Raw genomic sequence first — 8,085 nt, 5'->3', positions numbered from 1 at the left:
TTCGAACCGCAGTCGTTCCGCTTCGCTACACTCCTTGGCTCTCATCCGCAGAAAGTAGCTCCGGGCGGATTCGAACCGCAGTCGTTCCGCTTCGCTACACTCCTTGGCTCTCATCCGCAGAAAGTAGCTCCGGGCGGATTCGAACCGCCGTCAACGGCTCCAAAGGCCGTTATGATTGACCGCTACACCACGGAGCTTCATACGAAGATGGTTGCGGCGGGCGTATATCTCCTTCGGTCGTACATCGGTGCACCGGTTCGGGTGGGTTGTGCGTATGGTGATACGGCACGTGGATTGATATGTTGTTAACCTGTAGTAGCACCGGGGTAAGATCTGATGTCAGTAACACCGATATCGCTCGGTTCGTTAGCACAGTTCCCGGCGCAGACAGACATGTCACAGTCGGAGATTTTTAACGAGGTAGTGATGGGTGACTCTCTGTTGGCATCGTCTCTGTACGTGAACATAGCGCTCGCGGGGCTGACCTTGCTCGCCATCGCGTACATAGCAAAGGACGTCACGGATCCGCGCGCGAAGCTGATAATAGTCTCGTGTATGATGATATCCGCTGTCTCGGTTTCGAGCTACACGGGTCTGTTCTCCGGTATGACGATAAGCATGCTCGAAATGCCGGCAGGGCACGCGCTCGGAGGCGAAGAGGTGGTCTCGCTGTGGGGTAGGTATCTCACGTGGGCGTTCTCGACACCGTTCATACTCCTCGCCCTCGGACTCATAGCGGGGTCGAACCTCACAAAGATATTCACCGCCATAGTCTTTGATGTCGGTATCATGATAACCGGTCTCGCCGCCGCACTGACGACGTCGAGTTACGTGCTCAGATGGTTCTGGTACCTCGTCAGCGTCTCCTTCTTCCTCGTGGTCGTCTACATACTCCTCGTTGAGTGGCCCAAGGACGCGGAACGCACGGGTACGAAGGGTATATTCAGCAAGCTGAAGATACTGACCGTCGTCCTCTGGTTCGGATACACGGTGTGGTGGGGTGTCGGCAACGAAGGTCTAGCGCTCATCGAAAACGTCGCTCTCACGTCGTGGGGGTACAGCGTCTTCGATATATTCGCAAAGTACCTTTTCACCTTCCTCGTCGTCCTCTACGTCATAGACGAACCCGAAGAGGTCACAGGCGGCGACGGCTGGGGTCTTGACATATAGACGAGACGGGTATACGCCCTCTGTGTCGTCTGACGGTACGTTTATGCGCGCGGAAACGAACCGTCAAGTATGACCGACATACTCCGTCGCGGTAGGCTCGGAGCGACCGACGACGAGGTGGACGGCTTCCTGTCGTCGTTCGGCTCCGACCGGCGTATCTTCGGCGCGGATATCGACGTGGGTAGGGCGCACGTCGTCACGCTCGCAGAGTGCGGTATCGTCTCGGAAGACGATGCCCGCGCGATACTCGGCGCTCTCGACGAGGTTGAGGAGGGGGGTTTCGACGCACTCGACGGAACGCACGAGGACGTACATCCGGCGATAGAGGCGGAGGTGGTCGAACGCGTCGGTGAGGATACGGGCGGGCGTCTACATACGGCACGGTCGCGGAACGACGAGGTAGCGACCTGCATACGTATCGCTCTCCGTGACGAACTCCTCGGCGGTATGAGGGACGTTCTCGCGCTCCGTTCGGCGCTCGTCGACCGTGCGGAGGAGACGGACGACTACCTCGTGTCGGGGTACACCCATCTACAGCGTGCCCAGCCCACCACCATCGGACACCATCTCCTGTCGTACGATGCGGCGCTTGAGCGTGACTTCGGGCGTCTCGCCGACGCCTACGGACGTGTCAACGAGTCCCCGCTCGGAAGCGCGGCGTTCGCCGGTACGTCGTTCGGTATCGACAGGGAGAGAACCGCGGAGCTTCTGGGCTTCGACCGTCCGACGCGTAACAGCATGGACGGTGTCGCATCACGCGGCTTTGCCGTAGAGTCCGTCTCGTCGGCGCTAAACGCCTCCGTCACACTGTCACGTCTCTGTGAGGACCTCGTTCTGTGGAGCAGTCACGAGTTCGGTATAGTCGAGTTCGACGACGCGTACGCGAGCACCTCGTCGATAATGCCACAGAAGAAGAACCCCGACACCGCCGAGTTAGCGCGTGGAAAGACAGCGACCGTACACGGTGCGCTGACGGCTACCGTAACCAACCTCAAGGGTCTTCCCTCGGCGTACAACCGTGATCTGCAGGAGGCGACGGGGAGGATCTGGGAAGCCTTCGACGCGGCGCGTTCGTCGTGCCGTGTCCTCGCGGGTGTTATCGATACCGCGGGGTTCGACCGCGGTTCGGCGCGCGCGACGGTCGAGGACGGCTTCGTGGGGGCTACCGAACTCGCCGACGCGCTCGTCCGCGAAACGGGTATCGCGTTCCGTACCGCACACCACGTCGTCGCGTCCGTGGCGGAGCAGACTGACAAACCGACCGCCGACGACGTCCGTGACGTATTCAGGGAGGTGACGGGCGACGCGCTCGAACTCGACGACGAGAGGCTGGAAAACGCACTCGAACCGCGCGGATGCGTCGAAAGCCACGACTCGTACGGCGCGCCGGGTGACGAAGGTCTCTTGGACGAGGCGCGCGACGCGCTCGAAGCCGACATGGACACGTTGAATAGCTTGGAGGAAGACCTCGAACTATCCGAAGAGATGCTTAACGAAGCCGTGGAGGAGATAAGATGACCGAGGGTGACAGGGTACGTGTCGAGAAACAAGGATCGGTATTCGAAGGCGTCGTTATGCCTTCGTCCGACGACGAACAGGTCGTCGTAAAGTTAGACGACGGCTACAACGTCGGTGTGGCGCGCGACGAGGCGAACGTCGAGGTCGTTGGTGAGGTTGAGGAACAGGGTGTCGAACACGACGTGGCTCTCGGAGACGACGAAGATCTCCCGACGGTCGCGCTCATATCGACGGGCGGTACGATAGCCTCAACAGTCGACTACCGTACGGGAGCTGTGACGGCGCAGTTCGACGCCGAGGACGTTCTGCGCGCAGTACCCGAACTCGCGGGGCGCGCCAACTACCGCGGACGCGTCGTCTCCAACATACTCAGCGAGAACATGACGCCACAACGGTGGGGCGAACTCGCGCGTGCCGTAGGCGACGAGATAGAAGAAGGCGCTGACGGCGTCGTGGTTATGCACGGTACGGATACGATGGCGTACAGCGCGAGCGCCGTCTCGTTCGCTCTTGACACGCCCGTCCCCGTCGTCTTCGTCGGTTCACAGCGTTCCGCCGACCGTCCGTCGAGCGACAACGTCGTCAACGCCGTCTGTGCGGTAGAGACGGCGAAGTCGGACGTGTCGGGCGTCTTCGTCTGTATGCACGCCGACAGGAGCGACGGCGAATGCACGTTACACCGGGGTACGCGCGTGAGGAAGAGCCATACGTCCCGACGTGACGCCTTCGAGACCGTGGGTCGGCACCCCGTCGGAAAGGTGGACTACGAGACGGGTGACGTTGAATGGCGACGCCGTGATGAGGTCGGGAACCGAGGTGACGGGGACGTAACGGTGAACGGTTCGTTCAACGAGAACGTCCAGCACGTCAAGTTCACGCCCGGAAAGGACGCCTCGGTCATCGACGGTTCCGCCGACGGCGTCGTTATCGAAGGTACGGGCCTCGGACATACACACACGGACTGGATAGATACCATAGACGCGCACGACGGTGTCGTTGTCATGACCTCGCAGTGCATCGAAGGACGTGTCTGCGACCGTGTATACGACACGGGACGTGACCTGCTCGACGCGGGTGTGGTGGAGGCGGAGGATACGTTGCCCGAAACCGCGTACGTCAAGCTCATGTGGGCGCTCCGGAACGCCGACGAACCCGAGGAAGCGATGCGCGAAGAGATAGCGGGCGAACTCACGCGGTCATCGAGACCATGGACGTGACTGTACGCGACGCCCGCGCCGAGGATATCGACGCCGTGACGGCGTTCGCCGACTCCACATGGGACGGCTGGGACTACGTCCCGGATGCCTGGGACGACTGGCTCGATGAGGGCGTGACTCTCGTCGCAGACGCGGACGGACGTCCCGTAGGGACGGTACACGGTGTGACGCGCGACGACGAGGCGTGGCTTGAAGGTCTACGTGTCGACGAGGATTACAGACGCGAGGGCATCGCATCGGCTCTCGTAGACGGTGTCGTCGAACGTACAGCGGATCGCGGCGTCTCCGTCGTCCGCTGTATGGCTTTCGACGGAAACGAAGCCGGTGTTTCGTTCCTTGAATCCGTGGGCTTCGGACGCACCGCAACCGTGAGACACGGACGCGGCTTCGGCTTCCCTTACGGCTCGGCGCTCGAACCCGCCAACTTCGACGAGTCGTTGGAGGTCGTGCGCGGCACCGAAGCCTTCGAAGCCGTCGACGGTCTTTACGCAACGTCCGACTGGCGTATGTGGTCGGTTCCCGACTCCGTCAACGGATACGAAGGCGAGGTTCTCGGCTTCGTCGAGGACGGTGAGGTACGTGGTATCGCCCTCTGCGACGGGACGCGGATCAACGAGACGGGTGAGGAACGCCGTACCGAACTCGTTCTCGGCTTCGTCTGGTCGGAACCGCGTTACGTTTCGCAGTTCGCCCTCGACATACGAGGTGAGGCACGCGAACGCGAGATACACGACGCGGTCGTATTCGTACCCGACGATCAGACGGTCGACGCCTTCGACCAAGCCGGATACGACTTCGACAGGCACGACCATATCTACGAAAAGGTGATTCAGTGAACGCCCAAGAGAGATACGAGCTTATTACACGTAACGCCGAGGAGGTAGTGACGGACGAGGAGGCACACGAGATAGCCGACGACCCCCAAGGAAAGCGCGCATACGTCGGATACGAACCGAGCGGTGTACTGCATATAGGACATATGCTCACGGCGAACAAGCTTATCGACCTTCAGGACGCGGGTATGGAGGTCGTGGTGCTCCTCGCCGACGTACACGCCTACCTCAACGGAAAGGGTAGCTTCGACGGGATACAGGAGACGGCGGAACGTATGCGCGAGGGCTTCGTGGCGTTCGGTCTCGACGAGGACAGGACGGAGTTCGTCCTCGGAAGCGAGTTCCAGTTGGACGACGACTACACGCTCGATGTTCAGTCGCTCGCCGTCCGTGTCACTCTCAACAGGGCACGCAGGAGTATGTCTGAGGTCGCACGTGAGGAAGAGAACCCAAACGTCGGTCAGATATGGTACCCGTTGATGCAGGCGGTCGACATAGCGCGTCTCGACATTGACCTCGCAGTCGGGGGTATCGACCAGCGTAAGATACATATGCTCGCACGCGACCATCTCCCCGACATCGGCTACGAAGCACCGACGGCGCTCCATACACCTATACTGACCTCTCTCGAAGGCGGGGACGACAAGATGTCTTCGAGCGAGGGCGACCCGGTGGCGATGGACGACTCGCGCGAGGATATACGGGACAAGATACTCGACGCTTACTGTCCGCCGGGTACCGACGGAAACCCCGTCGCCGAGATCTACCGTTACCATATCTTCCCGCGTTTCGAGAAGGTGGTCGTCGAACGTCCGGAGAAGTACGGCGGCGACCTTGAGTACATGTCGTACGAGGGACTCGCCAACGACCTCGACTCCGGAGAGCTACATCCGCAGGACGCCAAGGAGGCGCTCGTCGGCTACGTCGACGGTCTCGTTGAGGAAGGGCGCGAGAAGATTTAGGTCAGAGAGAAGCGGAGCTAAGGGCGCGTTCCAGATACGCGTCGGCGAGTTCCTCAACGACAGGATGTTCGGCGTCGTAAGCGCGCCCGTCGATTTTCTCGACAGGACGGACGCCCCACGTGGTGTTGGTCAGAAAGACGGCGTCGGCGTCTTCGACCGTCGTTTCGCCGACATCTGTCTCGTACCCTTTCTCGTCGGCTGTTTCGAGCACGACCTCGCGCGTAACGCCTTCTCTGATCCCCGCCTCCGGCGTCCCGACCGTGCCGTCATGGACAGTAAAGACGTTCGAGACGGTTCCCGACCTTACATGTCCGTCGGCGAGCATCAACGCCTCGTCCGCCGTCGCGCTCGTTTCGGCGCGCGCCACGACGTTGGGGAGGTAGCACGCCGTCTTGTGGCTCCCGACGACACCGGCGGGACGCGGTTCCGACGCCGTCTCGACCGTTGCGGATGGGTAACGATGTCGGTCGACCGGCTTCGCGTGGACGACAACCGTCGGCGTTCCCTCCGTGGGTTCGAGCAAGCCGTCGCGTCTGCCGCGCGTGACCGTCAGACGTACGTATGGGTCGCGCGACGGAAACGGCTCTATGACATCCTCGACGTAGTCCTCAACGTCCGAAGCACCGAAACGGATACCGAAGTACGCGGCTTCGAGCGCCTCGTTGAGCCGCGATGTGTGCCTTTCGACGAACGCGGGCGCTCCACCGTAGCACCGTAACGTCTCGAAGACACCGTCGCCGTACAGCAGTCCACGGTCGAGAGCCGAGACGGACAGATCGCCCGCGTTTCCGACGCGTCTCTCGCCGTCCTCCTCCACCAGGACGCGTGTCTCCTCACCGAGGTCGTCGCGTCGCGTGGTCATCCGTCGTCCGTCATCTCTTCCACGACCGATTCGGGGGTTTCGGACGCAACCGAAGCCGATACGCCCTCTTCGTCAACCGCGTCTAAGACCTCTTCGTCGCCGCGGAAACGCACCTTCCCGTCCTCAAACCAAGCGAAGACGGGGGAGTCGGCGTAGATAACGACGCGCGTGAGCGAACCGAGCGCATCGACCACGGAGTCGACATCCTCGCCGTCGATCTCCTCCTCGAAGTACCCCGTCGCACCGTCGGGGACGACATCTTCATCGCCTGAGGCACGTACGGCTTCCGCGAGTCCACGTATACGGACGGCTTCGATGTCGAACCTCTCGACGACGACGGTTGCGACCTTCTGCGCCGTCTCGTCGTCGGCACGTCTCAAAGTATAGCTCTCCATGTCGTGTGGAAGGCACCGTGGTTCTTATCCGTGGCGTTCGTGAACCGTCTGAGTCGGCGATCCATCCGTACGACCGTTCCGACGGCTCTGCGGAAACGTTATATGGCTTCATGATAATTCTTTGCTAATTATGAACTCAGTAGCCGTTACGAAGAAGGAGAAGAACGAGGATCCCGAGTCGCTTGCCGAGATAATAGAGACGTACTCCGACGACGACGAGGAAGACACACAGGACTGACTCGTTTCGTTACGTTGAATACACAGACGTAGGTATGATGGACAAGTCGGATGCTGAAGGACATCGCGCTCGGCGTCTACGAAGCCTATCTGGAGCGGAAGCTTTCGTCGACCGAAGTACCGCGTCATCTTGCGGTCGTGCAGGACGGAAACAGACGGTACGCGCGTACCAAGGGAGACGAACCCGAGGAGGGTCACTCGGAGGGTGCCCAAAAGACAGAACGGGTTCTCGACTGGGCGTACGAAGCCGGGATCGAGGAGCTGACGCTTTACGCCTTCTCAACCGAGAACTTCGGGCGTGACGGGGACGAACTCGAACGTCTTTTCGATATAATCGCCGAGAAGCTTAACGAACTCGCCGAGAGCGACGAGGTTCACGAGAGAAACGTCCGTGTGCGCGGTATCGGTGATATAGAGCGTCTTCCCGAACGCGTGCGTGAAGCCGTCTCCCACGTCGAGGAGGAGACACGGGGATACGACGCGCGGAGGATAAACATCGCTCTGGCTTACGGGGGACGCGAGGAGATCGTAGAGGCGGCGCGTCGTCTCGGGCGTGACGTGGAGGACGGTATCGTTTCGCCCGAATCCATCGGCTCATCAACGGTTGAGTCACGTCTACGTCTACGGTCGGAGGTCGATCTTTTTGTACGTACGGGCGGTGAACGGCGCACGTCGAACTTCCTTCCTTGGCAGGCGCGCGGCGCGGAGGCACAGGTCTACTTCTGTGACTCGTACTGGCCCGGGTTTGAACGTCACGAGTTCCTGAAGGCAGTCGTCTCCTACAACGACGAAGGAGGGTCGACAACGACGACCCGCGCCCCTCTTGCGTCCGAGGAGCCGGCTGACTGAGAGCGTCGCGCACCATACCGAACGCGTTTTGCGGGGGTCGCA

General features: G+C 61.0%; 8 protein-coding genes and 1 tRNA gene. 6 read left to right on the top strand and 3 right to left on the bottom strand.

The annotated features are described in order from the left end of the window. Positions 1 to 124: 124 nt before the first annotated feature. Positions 125 to 197 (bottom strand) — tRNA-Gln (locus EGH25_RS08395). Positions 198 to 336: 139 nt separating this feature from the next. Between EGH25_RS08395 and EGH25_RS08390 the strand changes: the two genes are divergently transcribed. From EGH25_RS08390 to EGH25_RS08370, 5 genes are all read left to right on the top strand, one after another. Continuing rightward, on the top strand, positions 337 to 1,170 hold the full coding sequence (locus EGH25_RS08390) for a bacteriorhodopsin (RefSeq protein ID WP_266087552.1): 834 nt from the start codon (positions 337 to 339) through the stop codon (positions 1,168 to 1,170). A 69-nt stretch (positions 1,171 to 1,239) separates the two neighbouring features. Further along, on the top strand, positions 1,240 to 2,688 hold the full coding sequence (gene argH / locus EGH25_RS08385; RefSeq protein WP_266087551.1) for an argininosuccinate lyase: 1,449 nt from the start codon (positions 1,240 to 1,242) through the stop codon (positions 2,686 to 2,688). Beyond that, positions 2,685 to 3,905, top strand: coding sequence for a Glu-tRNA(Gln) amidotransferase subunit GatD (gene gatD / locus EGH25_RS08380; RefSeq protein ID WP_266087550.1), 1,221 nt, complete (start codon positions 2,685 to 2,687; stop codon positions 3,903 to 3,905). Before argH ends, gatD begins: the two co-directional genes overlap by 4 nt. After that, complete coding sequence (locus EGH25_RS08375) at positions 3,902 to 4,741, top strand: GNAT family N-acetyltransferase (RefSeq protein ID WP_266087548.1); 840 nt, start codon at positions 3,902 to 3,904, stop codon at positions 4,739 to 4,741. The genes gatD and EGH25_RS08375 overlap by 4 nt, the downstream gene beginning before the upstream one ends. Further along, entirely contained in the window at positions 4,738 to 5,700 is a 963-nt protein-coding gene (locus EGH25_RS08370) for a tyrosine--tRNA ligase (protein WP_266087546.1), read from the top strand. The genes EGH25_RS08375 and EGH25_RS08370 overlap by 4 nt, the downstream gene beginning before the upstream one ends. 1 nt (position 5,701) lies before the next feature. Here EGH25_RS08370 and EGH25_RS08365 read toward each other — a convergent pair whose 3' ends face one another. Together EGH25_RS08365 and EGH25_RS08360 are read right to left on the bottom strand one after the other, a co-directional pair. Next, positions 5,702 to 6,562 carry an aminotransferase class IV gene (locus EGH25_RS08365; RefSeq protein WP_266087545.1) on the bottom strand — a complete coding sequence of 287 codons (861 nt, stop codon included), beginning with the start codon at positions 6,560 to 6,562 and terminating at the stop codon, positions 5,702 to 5,704. Beyond that, positions 6,559 to 6,957, bottom strand: coding sequence for a hypothetical protein (locus EGH25_RS08360; protein ID WP_266087544.1), 399 nt, complete (start codon positions 6,955 to 6,957; stop codon positions 6,559 to 6,561). The genes EGH25_RS08365 and EGH25_RS08360 overlap by 4 nt, the downstream gene beginning before the upstream one ends. A gap of 288 nt (positions 6,958 to 7,245) precedes the next feature. On the opposite strand from EGH25_RS08360, the gene uppS reads away from it, so the two are divergent. Further along, positions 7,246 to 8,043, top strand: a complete 798-nt coding sequence (gene uppS, locus EGH25_RS08355) for a polyprenyl diphosphate synthase (protein WP_266087543.1) — start codon at positions 7,246 to 7,248, stop codon at positions 8,041 to 8,043. Positions 8,044 to 8,085 lie beyond the last annotated feature (42 nt).

This window comes from Halorutilus salinus, assembly GCF_026242195.1.
GTDB lineage: Archaea > Halobacteriota > Halobacteria > Halobacteriales > Halorutilaceae > Halorutilus > Halorutilus salinus.
Note: the sequence above shows the minus strand (reverse complement) of the source record. Positions and strands in the feature narration are given on the sequence as shown.

Excerpts from the sequence above, each read along its gene's own strand:
- EGH25_RS08365 (WP_266087545.1), bottom strand. The coding sequence starts at position 6,562 with ATGACCACGCGACGCGACGACCTCGGTGAGGAGACACGCGTCCTGGTG.
- gatD (WP_266087550.1), top strand. The coding sequence starts at position 2,685 with ATGACCGAGGGTGACAGGGTACGTGTCGAGAAACAAGGATCGGTATTC.
- uppS (WP_266087543.1), top strand. The coding sequence starts at position 7,246 with ATGCTGAAGGACATCGCGCTCGGCGTCTACGAAGCCTATCTGGAGCGG.
- EGH25_RS08360 (WP_266087544.1), bottom strand. The coding sequence starts at position 6,957 with ATGGAGAGCTATACTTTGAGACGTGCCGACGACGAGACGGCGCAGAAG.
- argH (WP_266087551.1), top strand. The coding sequence starts at position 1,240 with ATGACCGACATACTCCGTCGCGGTAGGCTCGGAGCGACCGACGACGAG.
- EGH25_RS08390 (WP_266087552.1), top strand. The coding sequence starts at position 337 with ATGTCAGTAACACCGATATCGCTCGGTTCGTTAGCACAGTTCCCGGCG.